Origin of the sequence: Collimonas arenae (assembly GCF_001584165.1) — a bacterium.
Lineage (GTDB): Bacteria > Pseudomonadota > Gammaproteobacteria > Burkholderiales > Burkholderiaceae_D > Collimonas > Collimonas arenae.
In genome coordinates, this window is record NZ_CP013233.1 from 271,010 (window position 1) to 286,401 (window position 15,392).

Here is a 15,392-nt window from a genome sequence, read left to right on the forward strand (position 1 = left end):
TGCCGTTATCTTCAATCCATCATTCATAGAGGCGCACGATGCCGCTCAAGATTTTTACATCCCTGACCGATATGGCGCCTCATGAGCCGGATCTCACGCGCTTGCGCTATCAATTGCATTGCAATCCGGAACTGGCATTCTGCGAGAACGAAACCTCGGATCTGGTGGCCGATCGGCTCAAAGAATACGGGTTTCAGGTTCATCGGAATATCGCCAAGACAGGGTTGGTCGGAACGCTCACGGTAGGCGATGGGACTCGCACGATTGGTATTCGCGCCGATCTCGACGCCTTACCGATCAGCGAGGCAAACACCTTCGCACACGCCAGCAGGAATCCCGGGAAAATGCATGCGTGCGGGCATGACGGCCACACGGCAATGCTATTAGGTGCGGCCAAGCATCTGGCACAAACGCGACGTTTTAACGGCACGGTGAACCTGATCTTCCAACCTGCGGAAGAACGCGGATTCGATAGCGGCGCCAAGCAGATGGTTGCCGAAGGCCTGTTCGAGCGCTTCCCGTGCGACGCCGTGTTTGCCTTGCATAACCACCCTGGCAAGCCGGCCGGCACTTTCATGTTTCGCTCGGGCGCTTTCATGGCAGCCGGCGATCGCGTCAACATTCACATCGTCGGCCAGGGCGGGCATGCTGCCAGGCCGCATCTCGCCCATGATCCGATCGTTGCCGCATCGAGCATCGTGATGGGTTTGCAGACCATTATTTCGCGCAACGTCGAGCCAACGAAGGCCGCTGTGATCACGGTCGGGAAATTTGCCGGTGGCGACGCGCCCAACGTTATCCCTGGCCAGGTCGAACTACGCTTGAGCGTGCGATCATTTGACCCCGAGGTTCGGGCCTTGCTGAAAAACAGGATCATCGAACTTGTGCATGCCCAGGCAAAGAGCTTCGAGGTCGAAGCGAACATTGATTATATTGAGGGATATCCGGTTGTCAGCAATACCGACGTAGAGACGCGCTTTGCCATCGAGGTCGCCAGGGAGTTGGTGGGAACTGACGCCGTGAACGACAACATGGAAATGCTCATGGGCAGCGAGGATTTTGCCTACATGCTGCAAGCCGTCCCGGGTTGCTTTCTGCGCCTGGGAAATGGTCCCGCCGATCAGGGGCGCGGCTTACACAGCCCGAACTACGACTTCAACGATCAGAATCTTGCGGTTGGGGCGGCGTTCTGGTCACGTCTGGTCGAACGTTATCTCGACTCGGATCGCGTGACGACTTGATGCTTATTCCGCACATTCGCGATATACGCACTTTTTCACTGTAGTAGAACTACGAATCCTCCTTACGAGCGATCTGCGCTTGCCTGTCTTGCAGGCTGCCGTGGATCGCGCCGCGTTATCTGGCCAGCCGCCTCCCAGGTCGCCAATTAGTGGAACGATGTCCGGCAACTGCATCTCATGTACGTTCAGTGAGGCGCCGGAAGTAACAGGACGCCGGTCGGAGAGCAATGAGCTTGCAGTCTCGGCGCCACATCAGCCAGGATGCAAGAACGCATCTCACGGATATGCATCAAATGAGTTCCAACAACGTCATCGGTTCGGTACACGTATAGTACAGGTTCCAAAGGACAACAATTCGAGCCGTTGGATGGAAGTACAGGGCGCCTTTGGTAACACCTATTTGATAGATAGATTTAATTGAATATTAAAATCGATAGTTATTAGTTATTATGAATATCCCAGCCGGCCAATTGCAAAACAGACCCTAGGCACGCCCTAGCTCTTGGGCCGGGATGTAAGTGCAGCCATTTAACTGACAAAGGAGATTCCCATGTCGAATGAAGCCAAGTGTCCCTTTCACCATGCCGCCGGCGGCGGTACGACCAACAAAGATTGGTGGCCCAATCAACTGCGGGTTGATTTGCTGAACCAACATTCAAACAAGTCCAACCCACTCGGCGAGAAATTCAACTACGCCGAGGAATTCAAAAAACTGGATTACAAGGCGCTCAAGGCCGATCTGGTCAAACTCATGACCGACAGCCAGGATTGGTGGCCGGCCGACTTCGGCCACTATGGCCCGCAATTCATCCGCATGGCATGGCATTCGGCCGGCACTTACCGCACCCTCGACGGTCGTGGCGGTGGCGGTCGTGGTCAACAGCGCTTTGCGCCCTGAATTCCTGGCCCGACAACGTCAACATCGACAAGTCGCGCCGCCTGCTGTGGCCGATCAAACAGAAGTACGGCCAACGGATTTCCTGGGCCGACCTGTTCATCCTGACCGGCAATGTCGCGCTGGAATCGATGGGCTTCCGCACTTTTGGTTTTGCCGGCGGCCGTGAAGATGTGTGGGAACCAGACCTGGACGTGAACTGGGGCGCCGAGACCACCTGGCTGGGCGCCGACAAGCGTTTCCATGGTGACCGCGAACTGGACAGCAATCTTGCGGCCACCCACATGGGCCTGATCTACGTAAACCCGGAAGGCCCAAACGCCAGCGGCGACTACATGGCTGCAGCCAAAGACATTCGCGCCACCTTCAGCCGCATGGCCATGGACGACGAGGAGATCGTTGCCTTGATCGCCGGCGGTCACACCTTCGGCAAAGCGCACGGCGCCGCGCCCGAATCGCACAAGGGTCCTGAGCCGGAAGGCGCAGGCATCGAAGCACAGGGTCTGGGCTGGAACAGCAACTTTGGCAGCGGTCACGGTAAAGATACCGTGTCCAGCGGCCTGGAAGTGACCTGGACCAAAACCCCGGCACTGTGGAGCAACAACTTCTTCGAGAACCTGTTCAAGTACGATTGGGAACTCACGCATTCGCCGGCTGGCGCCAAACAGTGGGTGGCCAAGAATGCTGAAGACATCATTCCTGACGCGCATGTCCCGGGCAAGTTCCACAAGCCCACCATGCTGACCACCGACCTGACCCTGCGCTTCGATCCGGAGTTCGGCAAGATATCCAAGCGCTTCCATGAGGATCCGCAAGCCTTCGCGGAAGCTTTTGCCCGCGCCTGGTACAAGCTGACCCATCGCGACATGGGCCCGAAGGCACGCTACCTCGGCCCTGAAGTGCCTAGCGTTGATCTGATCTGGCAAGACCCGCTGCCAGCCGCCAGCCACCAGCCTACGGCGTCTGACATCGCCGAACTCAAGGCCAAGATCGCGGCCTCGGGTTTGTCGGTGAGTGAGCTGGTCTCGGTGGCGTGGGCCTCTGCCTCTACCTTCCGTGGCGGCGACAAGCGCGGCGGCGCCAATGGTGCGCGTCTGGCCCTGGCTCCGCAGAAGGACTGGGCAGTCAACCAGATCGCCGTCAAGGCACTGCCGGCCCTGATAGAAATCCAGAAGGCTTTGGGCAAGGCTTCGCTGGCCGATGTGATCGTGCTGGCCGGTAGCGTCGGTGTCGAACAAGCGGCCAAGGCTGCAGGTGTCGCGCTTGACGTTCCGTTCACACCGGGCCGTGTAGACGCCACTCAGGAGCAGACCGATATCGCGTCCTTTGCCGTACTCGAACCTCTGGCCGACGGCTTCCGCAACTACAAGAAGGGCAAGATCGGTGCGCCGACCGAATCCCTGCTGGTCGACAAGGCCCAGTTGCTGACTCTGAGTGCGCCAGAACTGACCGCGCTGGTCGGTGGCTTGCGCGTGCTCGGTGCCAACGCTGATGGCAGCCAGCACGGTGTATTCACCAAACAGGTGGGCGTGCTCAGCAACGACTTCTTCGTGAATCTGTTGGACATGGATCTCACTTGGACGGCAGTGGACGGCGAGGCCGAGCTGTTCGAAGGCCGGGATCGCAAGAGCGGGGCGGTAAAGTACACCGGTACCCGCAACGACCTGATCTTCGGCTCCAATTCGGTGCTGCGTGCCTATGCCGAGGTCTATGCTAGCGCCGACGGCAAGCAGAAACTCGTTGCTGACTTCGTCGCGGCCTGGACCAAGGTGATGAACCTGGACCGTTTCGACCTGGCGTAAGCTGTAGCCCCAAGTGATGCGCATCTATTGCATCACTTGGGGCGAATTCGGCGTCCCACATCATGCGCAATATGCTGCCAAAGTGACGCCTGCCGATCATCGCAGGCAACACCTTGGCGGTACGCCATTACAAGGTTTTGATGCAGCCGCAATCACGGCGTTTTTGCTGGTTGTGCCGGTAGTCGCCTGGCCGGTGGTCGGATCAAGGATGAGCTTCGACGTGCTCGGCGTTCCGCCCAGGTTCAACATGTTGTTGAGCGTGCCGGCGATAGCATCGTAGGAACCGGCGATGCGCTGGCCGGATAGCCAGTTGTCTTCGATGAAGCGCAGGATTGACGTCTGGTCGGTCAGTGTATGGTCGACATAGTTCACTTTCGCATACGGCGAGATCACCAGCAGCGGCAGACGTGGACCATAGCCGCAGCGGCCTTGGGCGCTGGTTTTTCCAGTCGCGCCGGACAACACTGTTGGGTGCCTTGTACGGAACCTGGTCCGTTGGTCTTGCATACGCCAGGACCATTCAACATGTCTGCCACGCCAGGCGCAGTCAGGCCATTGCTGCTGAAGGCCGCGGCGGCAGTGGTATTGGCCGACGGATTCAGGATCGGGCTGGCCTGATGATCGTAAAAGCCATCCGAGTCATCGTAGGCAATCACAACCAGCGTGTTGCTCCAATCCGGTTGTTGCTGCAGGAAGTTGACGACTTGGGTGATGAAGGCTTGCTCGTCGATCGGATCAGAGTAGCCGGCGTGGCCGTCTTGATAACCGGGGGCTTTCAGGAAGCTGACTGCTGGATAATTGCCAGCCGATACCGCGTCGAAAAAGTCATGGATGTCGTATTGATGGTTGGCAGGATCCGGCGTTTTGCCATCTGCCTGCAAGGTTCTGCCGATGGCAGATACCGAGCTCGGACGCGCATGCTTCAGGTTCTGCGTGCTCGCATAGTATTGGAATGGCTGGTGATGCGGGATGTAATCGCTCTTGGTGACGCCGGTAATTGCCGATGTCGTTGAACGCTTGCAGCCCGTCGTGCCGTTTGGATTGGTCACGGTCAGATCGAATCCGCCCTGGAAGAAGCCCCAGCTCACATTCGCAGCGTTGAGCAGGTCGCCGACGTTCTTGCCGCTCAGTTGCGCCGCATCGCGTGTCATGCAAGCATCGTTCAACGGCTGGGCATCACCCGCCAGGTTGATGCCGCCCGCGCCGTCGTTGGACAGTTCGCCGTAGTAACCGTCGCCGGCAGCATAGTTGCTGACCTGGCTGGCCGACAGATTGGTGGCGATCACGCCGTTGGTCTGACCAGAAATCAGGTTGATCGCGCCCGGCGCCGACGGGCCGAATGTGGTGCCGAATGAGTTGTCGTTCAGTGCGTAGTGCTGCGCATAGTTCCACAGCGCCGTCACGGTATTGCCATCGAAGTAACCCATGGTCAGGCCGTTGGTGTTGAGCGGAGGTGTCAGCACCTGCGGTGCAGCCGAGTTCCCGGCGCCCAGCGAGGCCGGAAACAGATCCATGGCGCCGCCATTGAAACCCATCTGCTCGGCTTGGTAATCGTGGTCCTGATCGGCGATGACGACTTGCGAACGGTCAAGACGGAATGGATTGATCGCGTTGACACCGTTACCGGTGTTCAGCGTGGTCGGGTTCGATGTCAGCAAACTTGGCACGCGCAGCGCCGCAAAACTATTCGTGACGTCCAGCGGTGTTTGCAGGTTGTTGACGACTGGCGTATTGGATGCAGCCGTAAATACCGGCTCGCCGGTCGGATTGGCGGCGTTCGGATAAGTGCCGAAATAGTGATCGAAGGAGACGTTTTCCTGGAAGATCACAACGACGTGCTGAATCGGTGTAGCCGCTTTCGCTGCCGCCGGGGATGTCGGGCCATTGTCGAGCGCCGATGACGAGCTGCCGGAACTACATCCGCCAGCAGGCCTGCAGTGATTGCCAGCGCAAGCGCAGGCTTCGCGAAGCGATGCTCCGCAAATGTTGAGTGCAATTTCATTCATGCTCCTGATGTGGTTTTATTGTATTGATTAATGCGATCGCGTCGTCTGGCATGCACGGAGACAAGCTCGTCAATCCGTCAATAAACCTGCTTCGTGGGCCAGTTAAGCCGCTTCGCATTACTTTTTATTGATGATCAATTGCAGTTGCGTATTGACGCGCATACAGCCTTCTCCCACGCCAATATTGGTTGAAATGTCGCTTGCCGGATACTGCCCGACAGTCGAAAAAATGACACAGTATTAATGCTACTGAGAAACATTCGGAGCTGAATTGTAGGATTGGCTTGTTACCGCATGATGACCTGCCGAGTTCCTCTTCTGGGACATAGACTCTAATGACAAAGCCGCCGATTTCATCAAGTTGAAATATTTCGGCCCCATCATCTCGGGTTACCGTTTTCATCCAGATGTGCACTCACGTCCGTGGACGTTGCCGCCTGCACTGGAAACTTCACCGTTGCACGTCCTTGAGCCTTTATGAAAATCCGGTTTCAGCCGCATCCAGCTCTTGCTGCGCCAGCAGCGTCAAGCACCGCGATTCTCGCGTTCGCGATACTGATGCTTCTCGTGACTGCCTGCGACCGTCAAGGCAAGACCGGCAGCGCCGCAGCACCGCTTGCGGTTTCTGGTGCGGTTGCGCCTGCTCCAGCCGTTGCGTCGATACCGGCAACGCCCGCCCAGGCGGCGCTTGCGCGCCTGAATGCGCCGATTGTTCCGTTAAGTGCGGTGGCAGAAGTTGGGAAGAAAATTTTTTACGATCAATCGCTGTCGGCCTCCGGCAAGCTCTCGTGCGCATCCTGTCACAATCCAGACAATGCGCACGCACCGGCCAACGGACTCGCGGTGCAGCTCGGCGGCAGGCATGTGCAAGCCCAGGGCGGACGCGCGGTGCCGTCGCTACGCTATCACGAGCACGCGCCGGCATTTTCCATCGGCCCGGACATCAAACCTGATGAAGACGATAAAGGTGCCGTCTTGCAGGCAGCAGCGAAGGCGAACCCGATCGCGCCGGCGGTAGCAAAATCGACCCTGCAACCGGCCGCAGCCATGCAGGAAGTCGTGCCGCAGGGTGGTTTCGATTGGGATGGGCGAGCGATCAATCTGACGGACCAGGCCGGCGGCCCTTTGCTGGCCGCAAATGAAATGGCCAATAAAAGCGCCACGCAACTACTGGCTAAACTCAAGGCGGCACCCTATGCGAAGGACATGCTGCAACTGTTCGGTCCGGCCGTGTTTACGTCGCCCAACCTGGCGCTGGGCGAAGCCTATTACGCGCTGGCGCTCTACCAGAAAGAAGACCGCAGCTTCCATCCTTACGACAGCAAGTACGACTACTATCTGGCTCAGCAGGTACAACTGAGCGAGCAGGAAATGCGCGGGCTCAAGCTATTCAAAGATCCGAAAAAGGGTAACTGCGCAACTTGCCATATCGAAAAGCCTTCGCGCGATGGCAACTTCCCTCCGGTGTTCACCGATTATCAGTTTGAAGCGCTGGCGGCGCCACGCAACAAGGCCATCCTGGCCAACCGTGATCCCAAATATTTTGATATGGGCATGTGCGGCCCGTGGCGCAAGGATGCTGCCAAGCAGCTGAATTATTGCGGTTACTTCAAGACGCCTACCTTGCGCAACGTCGCCACCCGTCAGGTGTACTTCCACAATGGCGTGTTTCATTCGCTGGAAGACGTCGTGCATTTTTACATGGAGCGGGAAACCAAGCCGGAAAAATGGTACCCGCGCGGCAAAGATGGCCTGCTGAAAAAGTATGACGACCTGCCTGCGGCGTATCACGCCAATGTGGATGTTACCGACGCACCGTTCGACAGCAAGGCTGGCGCACAACCTGCGCTGACGGATGATGAAATCAAGGATGTAGTGGCGTTTCTGAAGACGTTGAATGATGGCTATCGGCCTGAAGGCAAGCAAATTGCGGGGAAGTGACTAGGCCCTGATTCAATCGGCCTCGCTGAAGTTTTCACTACCGGTCGCAGACCCGATGTGACCGCTTCGCGCGAATGAGCCTGGGGCCACTCCCACAAAGCGGCTGAAGGCGGCGCTGAACGCACTGGTCGACTGATATCCGATGGCTTGAGCAACCTCACCAAGCGAAAGGCCGTCATGCCACAGCAAGTCCTTGGCCAATGCCATTCGCCATCGCAGCACATACTCCATCGGTGGAATGCCAAGAACATGCGTGAACCGCGCAGCGAAGGATGCGCGCGACATGCCGACCTTGCTGCCCAGGTCTTCAATCGTCCAGCGCCGCGCAACGTCATCGTGAATGTGCCTGAGGGCGGCAGCAAGTCGTGAGTCGGCAAGACCGGACAGCAGGTCGGAAATCGGCGTAGTGTCCTGTGCGGGTTGCCAACGCAGCGCTTCAATCAACATGACCTCAACCAGGCGCGTCAATATGGCGTCGCCACCTGGCTTATCGGCAGCCGTTTCTTCTCCGATCGCGCTCGCAATCCAGCCCAAACGGGCGCTGCCGGCATCCGTCGCCTTGATGTGCACCACTGTCGGCAACAGCCCGACCAGGAGCGGTGCATTGGTGGGATCGAACACGAAGTAACCACCCAGCATTCGTACCGCTGGCTCAACCTCTTGGACGCCATGGCGCGCTTCGCCGTAATCGCTGGCTTCGGCAAGACGCACCGTGGGGCTCTCTAGCGCCTGCAGGTCACTACCCATACGAAATCCGGGCGTTGCGGGTAACAGCACGAAGTCGCCAGTCTTCATCAGGAATGGTTCCGCATCCTCGATGCTGAGCCAGCAAGAGCCGGCTGTCATCAGGCAGAAGCTGGGCTGCCCGTAGTTCGGGTATTGGACCGCCCAGCGACCTGAGCCGCTCACGTACTTCGACAGGACGGTGCGTGGCCGTAGCAAAGCAACAATGGAGGCGAGGGGATCATTTTTTAGACGTTCTCGCATAATTTATGGATCATACGTTATTGTTCGTCTTGATCAAAGCACCTACCATTTGTCCCAATTCAAATGGAGGTTGATATGAAAACCGTACTCATCACTGGCACCTCGTCCGGCTATGGCAAGGCAACGGCCGAGCGATTCCTGCAACAAGGCTGGAACGTCATCGCGACGATGCGCAAGCCAGATCCCGGTCTCTTCGAGCCTGCCGAGCGTCTGCACGTGGTTCAACTGGATGTAACGGACGAAGCAAGCATTGCGCGGGCCGTCAGCCAAGGTATAGAAGCCTTCGGCCAGATCGACGTACTGATCAACAATGCCGGCATCGGCCTGCTTTCGGCCTTTGAAGTGACGCCGGAAGCTACGACCCGAGAACTGTTCGAAACCAACACTTTCGGTGTGATGGCCATGACCCAGGCTATCATTCCGCACATGCGGGAGCGCAGCGAGGGCGTCATCGTCAATGTCACATCCAGCGTCTGTTTCGCCGGCATGCCGATGGTGGCATCCTACGCTGCCAGCAAGTTTGCCATCGAGGGTTTCACTGAGGCGCTGTTCTTTGAACTCGACAGCTTTGGCGTGCGCGTCAAATTGGTCGAGCCTGGCTATGGCCCCGGAACGAACTTCACCGCAAATGGCATGGAACGTATGGATGGCCTCATTCCTCCGGCGTATCAGCAATATGCGGCACAGTTGATGCAGCGCTTCGCGAACCCCGGCGCCGTTACCAATGCAGACCAGGTCGCCAACGGCATTTTCGCTGCCGCCAACGACCAGACCGACCGACTGCGCTTCCCGGCGGGTCCAGACAGCGAGCACCTGGCGAACTCGCGCTGGAACAGCACCGACGAGCAGTTCCTAAGTGGAATGCGCTCGATGCTCCGCATGAAAAAATAGTCGAGGAACTTCGAGGGCAATCCTGCCTCATCACGAACAGTGTACGAGCGGAGTGCCCCAGGAGGGGCCCGCACATGCGGGCCTTTTTGCCGGTTACTTTTGGTAGCGAGCGAGCATTTCATCCCAGTCATTCGGGTGGAGAAACGCCATGACATTCATGACGTAGCCGGGTTCCAGTTGGCAACGGTCTTCGTACTCGGGGTGCGGCCTGGCAGCCGCGAATGGCGCAATCGAAGGAAATGGAATGTACGCCGCAATGAAGTCACGAAAGTCGGGCTCACTGGCTACTTGGCCGGCTTCGTCCCAGTCGCCTTCAGTTAGCAACACGCTACGTCCATAGTTCAGGCTGCCCAGATGCTCGCAGTTCAGCACTCGCTGCCGGACATCATTCCTTCGGCGGGCACTCTCTAGGAGAATCGGAGAATTCTTCTATATACGCCAAAATCGCGACCTGCTCATCAATCGCACCATTACTTCGTTTGACCCTTCCCTCCATTGCCTGGTGAACGCAGCGACTCTTTCCCATTAGAATTCCCACTGTGTACAAGGTGCTGCCGAATTTCTCGTGTCCCCCGCAGGATGGGCTTCGGCGTCTACCGTGCAATCAGCCAAAAGTGAAGGCAAATGCGCCGACCCCTGCATCGAGAAAACGAATTTCGAAGGTGGATTCCTTCACCTTGCCAAACTGGCGCACAAGTTGGTAAAGGCGTGACTCGGTGACGACACCGTTTCCTTCCGCATCGGTATCGGAGCCGTGATCCGCGCGAGGTGCATGACCGTCAATCTTGACTTGAAAACGTACTGGCCTGCCGTCCGCGCGTGGCCCAAGAACCAGATGCAAGTCGCGCGCGTTGAAGCGATACACAATACTGCCGTCAGCACGGTTCAGATTCGCGCGTTCGGCGCCCACGGTCCAGTTGCCTGCAAGACTCCACTCGTTCAAATGCGGCACCATCATGACGTAGTCGTAGGCAGTATCTCTTTTCAATCCGCTGCGCGAAGTGAAATTCGATGCTTGCTCGTAACCGACGTAAGTTTCGCCGGAGCGCAGATGCGCGATATCGGGCGCTGCCTGCTCGGCGCTGGCTGGCGGTGTCGTTAACGCGCCCGCGGCATCGGCCTTGCCAGCTTCGGCCAATAGCGACTGGATGATCGTCTCTGCCTTTTCGTAGTTGCCTTCCCCGGCGAGGCGCGCCCTGACTCGCCCTTGTGCATCGGCGAAATAGAAGACTGGCCACGCGTTGTTACGGAAAGCGTTCCAGATGTGATGTTCGCTGTCGACTGCAATCGGATAATCGATCTTGAAACGCGCTATCGCTTTCCTGATATTCGCGGTGTCTTTTTCGAAGCCAAATTCAGGCGTATGCACGCCGATCACGACCAGGCCTTGGGTGCGGTATTTCTCCGCCCAGGCGCGCACATGCGGAAGCGTGCGGATGCAGTTGATGCAGGAATAGGTCCAGAAATCGACCAACACCACCTTGCCGCGCAACTGCGTGGAGTCGAGCGGCGGCGAATTCAGCCACGTCGATGCGCCGCCGAGAGAAGGAAGATATCCAAGTGCTGGCAAATCGCTGCGGTACGGTTTCATTGCTTTGTCCCCTGCCTCGTCGGCGGCGGATATGTTCGTGAACATCACAACGCCAAGGCCGAGTGCGACGAGAGCAGCGCCGGCGAACCAGTAATGCGAACGTTTGCGAAACAAGGAGGTGAGGAAAAACGGCATGAGGAATTCCTTTTCATTCATGTTGCAACGAAGACTTTCGGTTTCCGAGTCACTTCAACGCCGGACACGTCAAACTCCCCCGCTTTTGCCTGACTGCCTGAAACTGCCAAAAAGTGCAAGCAAAGCAGGAGCACAGTGACGGATTCACTACTTGTTGTCGGCGGCTTCCTCAATCACCTTCGCCACAGCATCCGGCCGGGAGACCATGAGTACGTGAGAAGCGCCTTTCACTTCGACGACATCCTTCGCGCTGGCGCGCTTGGCCATAAAGCGCAGAGCCTCGACAGGAATGTTCTTGTCGGCAGTGCCATACACGAAATAAGAGGGCAGCTGCTTCCAGGCAGCACCGTTCGATACCTCATTGAGTGCGGCGACAGTCACCGGGCGCTGGCCGACAGCCATCAGCGCGGCCTGTCGCGGCGGCACGTCTGCAGCAAACTGCTGAGCGAATTTGTCCTGCCTGATATAAAGATCCTTGCCGCCGTCGGCTAAGGTGACAGGATCAGCAAGCGCATCGCCGAGAGTGCCGCCGGGGAATTTGCCTGCCAGACCGGCGACTGTTTCGCCCTGCTCGGGCGCAAATGCGGCCACATAGACCAGCGCCTTTACTTCGGGGTTGCCTTCGGCAGCCTTGGAAATGACCATGCCGCCGTAGGAGTGACCGACAAGAACCAGCGGTCCTTTGACGGCTCCGATCGCGTTTGCGGCATATTGCGCATCATTGGCGATGCCGCGCAGCGGGTTGGCGATGCTCAGCACAGGATAGCCATGAGCAGTCAGTTTCTTCGCCACGCCGTCCCAGCTGCTGGAATCGGCGAAGGCGCCGTGGATCAGCACGATGGTAGGCTTGGCGATCGTGCCCTGGATTGAGGTAATGGGCGCTTCGGCATGCGCCAGCGGCAGGACGGCGGCAAGCGATGCGGAAGCGGCAATGGAGATCAATAATTTCTTGGCAGTCATGTTGGGTTCCTTATTGGGATAGGTCGAAATTGCCTCAGGCCAGAGTGACACGCACTTCGATGTTGCCGCGAGTCATTTTCGAGTATGGGCAGATCTGATGTGCGGCATCGATCAAGTCTTGTGCCGCATCGCCTGGCAGGCCGGGCAGAGTTACTTTGAGGCGTGCCTGCAAGAGGAAGCCATCGTTTCCGGTGCCGAGGTCGACTTCGGCATCGACGGCGATGCCAGCCGGCAAGGGGAGATTCTTGTCCTTGGCGGCCCGCCCCATGGCGCCTATGAAGCAGGCAGACCAGCCGGCGGCGAAGAGCTGCTCAGGGTTGGTCCCCGCACCGTGACTGCCAGGAGGGGACAACTTGATGTCGAGACGGCCATCGTCGCTTTGCGCGGCGCCGTCGCGGCCGCCGGTGGTGTGCGTCTTACCGGTATAGAGAACTTTTTCGATCTTGTTCATGGTGTTTCCTTTCGAGTGATTGAATGATGCAAAACTGCAATGACATGCTGCGGATGAATGGGTGAATGCCATTGAGCGCTGGCACCTGCAGGCGGGATGCGATCCCGATCATCCTCAGAAATGATCGACTTCGATCACGGCATCCGCGAATGCGCGTGGTGCTTCTTGCGGCAGGTTATGGCCGATGCCGCCGGTGACAAGCTCATGCTTATACTTGCCGGTGAAACGTTTGGCGTATGCTGCAGCCTCAGGATGAGGCGCACCGTTGGCATCGCCTTCCATGGTGATGGTCGGCACCGCAATCGACGGGAACTTCGCCAACCGTGCTTCCAGTTCGTCGTATTTCGCTTCGCCATTTGCCAGGCCGAGGCGCCAGCGATAATTGTGGATGGTTACTGCTACGTGGTCCGGATTTTCCAGGTTCGCGGCACTGCGGTCGAAAGTGGCATCGTCGAAGCGCCATTGCGGCGACGCTGTTTGCCAGATGAGCTTGGCGAAATCGTGGCGGTTCTTTTCGTAGCCGGCACGACCTCGCTCAGTGGCGAAGTAAAACTGGTACCACCATTGCTGCTCGGCGTTCGGCGGCAAGACTTGCTTGCCGGCTTCCTGGCTGCCGATCAAATAGCCGCTGACAGAAACGAGGCCCTTGACGCGTTGCGGCCACAGCGCAGCAACGATATCGGCTGTGCGAGCGCCCCAGTCGTAACCGGCGAGGACGGCTTTGTCTATCTTCAGCGCGTCCATCAGCGCGACGACGTCGGAGGCAAGCGCCGCTGGCTGGCCGTTGCGCACTGCATTGGGGTCGAGGAAACGCGTGGTGCCGTAGCCGCGCAGGTGCGGCACGATCACGCGATAGCCGGCGTTGGTCAGCAGGGGCACGACGTCGATAAAGCTATTGATGTCATACGGCCAGCCGTGCAGCAGGATGACTACCGGGCCGTTAGCCGGGCCTTCGTCAACGTAGCCGACGTTGAGGTCACCGGCGTTGATCTGCTTGATGGACTTGAAGCTAGCCAGCCCGTGGTTTGCCGTTGCAGTCGCGTTCGCCACTGGGCTTACGGATTGTGCTTTGGCTGTTCCTGGTAATGCGAACTGCGCGCCGGCAAGGGCGAAAGCGACAGTGGCAAGGACGAGGCGGCGATGGATGTTGATGTGAGGCATTTGCTTTCTCCAGTAATGGTGAGGTGGTTTTCAGGTTCCTGTTGCTATCGATACGGCGTGGTCAGCAGCAATAATTAATTATCGTCATAATTATTGTGAAGATAAATATATCCGAGCTCACCACAATTTTCAAGTACGATAATCATTATTTCGATAATTAAATTTGAGGGGGTATTAAATGAGCAATAAATCCAGCTCCAGCAAAGACGTTGCCCGGCTCGGCGACTTCATGTGCTTTGCCGTCTATTCGACCAACCTTGCTTATTCGCGCGTCTATAAACCCGTGCTGGAAAAGCTCGGACTCACTTACCCGCAATACGTCACCATCATTTGCCTTTGGGAAGAGGACAACCAGACCGTCAAGGGGTTGAGCGAAAAGCTGTTCCTGGAACCGAGCACGATGACGCCTATGCTGAAGCGGTTGGAAGCGATGGACTATGTGCGTCGGGAGCGAGACAGCGAGGACGAGCGCAGCGTGCTTGTGTCGCTTACTGAAACGGGGAGGGAACTAAGAGAAAAGGCCTTTGCCTTCCGCGAGGTGACGGCCAAGGCATCCGGCTTGGCGCCGGAGGAATTCCGTGTGCTGCAAAAAGCTATCGTCAACCTGCGAACCAATCTGATGAAAGCCTCCAGCCAGAACTCCGCCTAAGGCAGCAAGTACGTATCCTCTTTTTTGCTCTGGAGAGGTTTCTTGGTGCGCTTAGATGCCCAACGCGTCGTCGCGTTAGATGGCGGGTCCACAATAGGTCTACTCATGCAGAAATGAAAAAGCCCCGCATCGCTGCGAGGCTTTTGTATTCGGGCTCCCCGACCTGGACTCGAACCAGGGAACTGCGGATTAACAGTCGACGCACCGCTTCGCGTTGCTCGTCGCTCACCCGCTACCAGTAAGTCTATCGCGCCTCTCAGGTGCAACCTGGAAGCCAGATGGATGTCCTCTAGGCCGATCAAGGTTTCCAGCACCTGAAATTCCGGCGCATATTCGCGAAAACTGGAGCGGAAGCTGATTTCGGCCTGCTCTTGGCACAAATAGTGGTGAATGCTTCACCATGAGGCCGACCTTCCCCGGAACGCTGTTGAGGCGAGAGATGGCCCATGCCGCTGTGCGGCCAACTTTGCGTTGATCAAGTCCACATAGCCGGCGCATGCCTCGGCGGTCAGATCCGAAATCAGTGCGAACACAGGTGTGCACAAGTCGTTGCGCAACGCGATGACGCTACCGGCGATCAAATTCATGCGATACCGGTGTTGGCAAACGTTAAGTCGACCATGCACTTTGTTCTTTGATAGGTACATCCCTCTCTGGCTTACCGATCCGTTTAAGGATCACA

General features: G+C 57.6%; 10 protein-coding genes and 2 pseudogenes. 5 read left to right on the plus strand and 7 right to left on the minus strand.

Annotated elements, in window-relative coordinates:
- Positions 1 to 38: 38 nt before the first annotated feature.
- Together CAter10_RS01250 and katG are read left to right on the plus strand one after the other, a co-directional pair.
- Entirely contained in the window at positions 39 to 1,241 is a 1,203-nt protein-coding gene (locus tag CAter10_RS01250; protein WP_061531981.1) for a M20 aminoacylase family protein, read from the plus strand.
- 550 nt (positions 1,242 to 1,791) lie between these two features.
- Positions 1,792 to 3,938: pseudogene (katG, locus tag CAter10_RS01255) on the plus strand (catalase/peroxidase HPI).
- Positions 3,939 to 4,127: 189 nt separating this feature from the next.
- On the opposite strand, the pseudogene CAter10_RS01260 reads toward katG, so the two are convergent.
- Positions 4,128 to 5,944, minus strand: a pseudogene (locus CAter10_RS01260) (phospholipase C); the annotation flags it as partial.
- 558 nt (positions 5,945 to 6,502) lie between these two features.
- On the opposite strand from CAter10_RS01260, the gene CAter10_RS01265 reads away from it, so the two are divergent.
- Positions 6,503 to 7,885 (plus strand): cytochrome-c peroxidase, encoded by a 1,383-nt coding sequence (locus CAter10_RS01265; RefSeq protein WP_061535109.1) that lies wholly within the window; start codon positions 6,503 to 6,505, stop codon positions 7,883 to 7,885.
- Positions 7,886 to 7,897: 12 nt separating this feature from the next.
- Here CAter10_RS01265 and CAter10_RS01270 read toward each other — a convergent pair whose 3' ends face one another.
- Positions 7,898 to 8,872, minus strand: coding sequence for an AraC family transcriptional regulator (locus CAter10_RS01270; protein ID WP_061531982.1), 975 nt, complete (start codon positions 8,870 to 8,872; stop codon positions 7,898 to 7,900).
- Between the two features lie 75 nt (positions 8,873 to 8,947).
- Here CAter10_RS01270 and CAter10_RS01275 point away from each other — a divergent pair, with 75 nt between their 5' ends.
- Complete coding sequence (locus CAter10_RS01275; RefSeq protein WP_061531983.1) at positions 8,948 to 9,763, plus strand: SDR family oxidoreductase; 816 nt, start codon at positions 8,948 to 8,950, stop codon at positions 9,761 to 9,763.
- A 93-nt stretch (positions 9,764 to 9,856) separates the two neighbouring features.
- Here CAter10_RS01275 and CAter10_RS01280 read toward each other — a convergent pair whose 3' ends face one another.
- The 5 genes from CAter10_RS01280 to CAter10_RS01300 form a co-directional block, all read right to left on the minus strand.
- Entirely contained in the window at positions 9,857 to 10,090 is a 234-nt protein-coding gene (locus CAter10_RS01280) for a hypothetical protein (protein WP_128082955.1), read from the minus strand.
- A gap of 277 nt (positions 10,091 to 10,367) precedes the next feature.
- Complete coding sequence (locus tag CAter10_RS01285) at positions 10,368 to 11,489, minus strand: thioredoxin family protein (RefSeq protein ID WP_417924701.1); 1,122 nt, start codon at positions 11,487 to 11,489, stop codon at positions 10,368 to 10,370.
- A gap of 147 nt (positions 11,490 to 11,636) precedes the next feature.
- Positions 11,637 to 12,449 carry an alpha/beta fold hydrolase gene (locus CAter10_RS01290; protein ID WP_061531986.1) on the minus strand — a complete coding sequence of 271 codons (813 nt, stop codon included), beginning with the start codon at positions 12,447 to 12,449 and terminating at the stop codon, positions 11,637 to 11,639.
- A gap of 34 nt (positions 12,450 to 12,483) precedes the next feature.
- Positions 12,484 to 12,900: an organic hydroperoxide resistance protein gene (locus CAter10_RS01295; protein ID WP_061531987.1), complete on the minus strand. Its 417-nt coding sequence runs from the start codon at positions 12,898 to 12,900 to the stop codon at positions 12,484 to 12,486.
- Between the two features lie 114 nt (positions 12,901 to 13,014).
- Positions 13,015 to 14,061: an alpha/beta fold hydrolase gene (locus CAter10_RS01300; protein ID WP_061531988.1), complete on the minus strand. Its 1,047-nt coding sequence runs from the start codon at positions 14,059 to 14,061 to the stop codon at positions 13,015 to 13,017.
- A 178-nt stretch (positions 14,062 to 14,239) separates the two neighbouring features.
- Between CAter10_RS01300 and CAter10_RS01305 the strand changes: the two genes are divergently transcribed.
- A complete protein-coding gene (locus CAter10_RS01305; RefSeq protein WP_061531989.1) occupies positions 14,240 to 14,710 on the plus strand; it encodes a MarR family winged helix-turn-helix transcriptional regulator in 471 nt (156 codons plus the stop codon).
- Positions 14,711 to 15,392 lie beyond the last annotated feature (682 nt).

Bases quoted from the DNA above. Each gene is read 5' to 3' on its own strand.
- CAter10_RS01265 (WP_061535109.1), top strand. From the start codon at position 6,503: ATGCTTCTCGTGACTGCCTGCGACCGTCAAGGCAAGACCGGCAGCGCC.
- CAter10_RS01250 (WP_061531981.1), top strand. From the start codon at position 39: ATGCCGCTCAAGATTTTTACATCCCTGACCGATATGGCGCCTCATGAG.
- CAter10_RS01305 (WP_061531989.1), top strand. From the start codon at position 14,240: ATGAGCAATAAATCCAGCTCCAGCAAAGACGTTGCCCGGCTCGGCGAC.
- CAter10_RS01275 (WP_061531983.1), top strand. From the start codon at position 8,948: ATGAAAACCGTACTCATCACTGGCACCTCGTCCGGCTATGGCAAGGCA.
- CAter10_RS01285 (WP_417924701.1), bottom strand. From the start codon at position 11,489: ATGCCGTTTTTCCTCACCTCCTTGTTTCGCAAACGTTCGCATTACTGG.
- CAter10_RS01300 (WP_061531988.1), bottom strand. From the start codon at position 14,061: ATGCCTCACATCAACATCCATCGCCGCCTCGTCCTTGCCACTGTCGCT.
- CAter10_RS01290 (WP_061531986.1), bottom strand. From the start codon at position 12,449: ATGACTGCCAAGAAATTATTGATCTCCATTGCCGCTTCCGCATCGCTT.
- CAter10_RS01270 (WP_061531982.1), bottom strand. From the start codon at position 8,872: ATGCGAGAACGTCTAAAAAATGATCCCCTCGCCTCCATTGTTGCTTTG.
- CAter10_RS01295 (WP_061531987.1), bottom strand. From the start codon at position 12,900: ATGAACAAGATCGAAAAAGTTCTCTATACCGGTAAGACGCACACCACC.